The sequence below is a fragment of the Exiguobacterium sp. UBA6282 genome, from assembly GCF_002440475.1.
Taxonomy (GTDB): domain Bacteria; phylum Bacillota; class Bacilli; order Exiguobacteriales; family Exiguobacteriaceae; genus Exiguobacterium_A.
This window is the reverse complement of record NZ_DJUM01000051.1, coordinates 26372-26957: the sequence shown is the minus strand read 5'-3', so window position 1 is coordinate 26957 and position 586 is coordinate 26372. Positions and strand designations below refer to the sequence as shown.

The following is a 586-nucleotide window of genomic DNA, read 5'->3' as shown; positions in this document are numbered from 1 at the left end:
TATGTTTAATGAAGAACAGTACGTCGAGTGGTCCGGTGAAGCGGGTATCATCAGGCAAGCACAACAAGCAATCATGATCGGAACGAGTCATGCCGATGGTTCGTACCGCAACTGTGGTTTTTCGATTCCGATTGCCTTCATCTATGACGAGACCGGTGAACCGTTGCTGTTGTCCCATAACGATACGCGAACACGTCTGTTTGATACGGTCACGCGTCACGTCGAAGTCGTCGGTACACCATCCTTATCGTAAACGAACACACGCTTCTTCCGGTTAGAAGAAGCGTGCCATTCCTTCAGGAGGTGCTCATATGTCTCAAACAGGTCGTGCGTCATTCTTTTGGAAACGATACTTCTATGTCTTCTTTCCTTTGTTCCTCTTCGGCGTCAGTCACGAATCGTACCTGGTCGATAATCCGTTAGCCAACCTCGAGGACATCGGTGAGTTCGTCTTCTTCTTTTGCCTTTATCTGTTTAACTTTGCCGTCCTTGCCGCTCTTTTGACGAATCTGTGGTGGTTCTTCCTTCCGACAAAACCCGCTCATTCCGAAACCGATTTTTGATAGGAAACGAGTGTCGCCCGTTC

The 586-nt window shown here is 48.5% G+C and carries 1 protein-coding gene and 1 pseudogene; both read left to right on the top strand.

Features of this window, described 5'->3' with window-relative positions; all coding sequences use genetic code 11:
• A pseudogene (locus B2751_RS12995) lies at positions 1–253 on the top strand (hypothetical protein); the annotation flags it as partial.
• Positions 254–311: 58 nt separating this feature from the next.
• Positions 312–563 (top strand): hypothetical protein, encoded by a 252-nt coding sequence (locus tag B2751_RS12990; protein WP_058265330.1) that lies wholly within the window; start codon positions 312–314, stop codon positions 561–563.
• Positions 564–586: the final 23 nt, after the last annotated feature.

Excerpts from the sequence above, each read along its gene's own strand:
- B2751_RS12990 (WP_058265330.1), top strand. The coding sequence starts at position 312 with ATGTCTCAAACAGGTCGTGCGTCATTCTTTTGGAAACGATACTTCTAT.